The sequence below is a fragment of the Psychrobacter sp. Ps6 genome (assembly GCF_022129235.1).
Classification (GTDB): domain Bacteria; phylum Pseudomonadota; class Gammaproteobacteria; order Pseudomonadales; family Moraxellaceae; genus Psychrobacter.
The window spans coordinates 1-1,095 of record NZ_JADQAI010000176.1 but is presented as its reverse complement, the minus strand read 5'-3'; the positions used below and the strand labels follow the sequence as shown (position 1 = coordinate 1,095).

1 protein-coding gene is annotated in these 1,095 nt (G+C 30.4%); it reads left to right on the top strand.

Translation table 11 applies throughout. The features are described from left to right. Positions 1 to 379 precede the first annotated feature (379 nt). Positions 380 to 1,095, top strand: a 716-nt coding sequence (locus I3255_RS14695) for a hypothetical protein (protein ID WP_238039494.1), incomplete at its 3' end; no start/stop codon positions are given.

The following is a 1,095-nucleotide window of genomic DNA, read 5'->3' as shown; positions in this document are numbered from 1 at the left end:
ATCGCAATTTAGTCGTGAGTATAAACGTCATTTTAATGAAACACCGAAAGGTACAATCAGCTCTGTCGGACTTCAAGGTTGAATTTAGGCGTATTTATCACAATACACATCTGATTTATTAAGATAGATATATACCGAAATGACTTAAAGATACAGGTTTGATAGCGTTGTCACTGATTCAATTTTAAGGAAAAGAATATAGTGTAATGGCAAGCTATTTCCAAGGCTGTATTGATGGTTTTTGCAAATATAAGCACTACGATAGCACTAAAAAATATTTTGTAGGATAAATGGATTAATGAGTCATGATTATTTAGAATAGTGAGCTTATTATAATTAGAAATTACAATGCTAGAATGCATAACTAAAGAGAAATGGAATGAAAATACAAGACGCCATTAGTTTGTTACGAGATAATACTTATTATGCAAGCTTATTTCCAGAGCAAGCCCAAAATGCTATTTTTGAGTATGTTATTGATGAAAAGGATAATTTAGAGGAAATTAAGCAGTATACTGTCCATGATTTTTTTATGACTGAATTTTTCAATAAGGAATTAAAATCAATAAATGATGATAGTTCTTTGGTCTCTCGTTTCATTGTAGCATTGATGTCTTGTTGTAAATCTACAGCTTGGCTAACCGAAATTAATATTAAATTTTTACTAAAATATATTCCTGATTTTTTCCAGGTTTATGTGTCAAAGAATGATGTAATGACGGCCATTTTTAATGATGGCTATAGTTTGAAAAATAAAATGAAAGGGCTAAAACGTGCTGGTTTTAATCTTGAAGAAATAAAGTCTTTTTGCTTAGAACCTTGTCATAAGACAAATGGCTTTTCTAATTACGAAAATAATTTGTATTTATATTATGTTCTTCGTCCATTAATTGAACATGAAAATGATATAAAGAAATTAGAGCAATATTTGCTAGAATATATCCGAATCAATCTAGCTGATTACTCGAAAGAGAGTTATTATCCACGAGATAAAGTTGATGGTAGTCAGTACCGAGTTTCACTACCTGACGTTGAGATCAATAAATTTATTGCCTTAATTGAAGGCAAAGGAAATTGGGATGGGGATATTTCCTC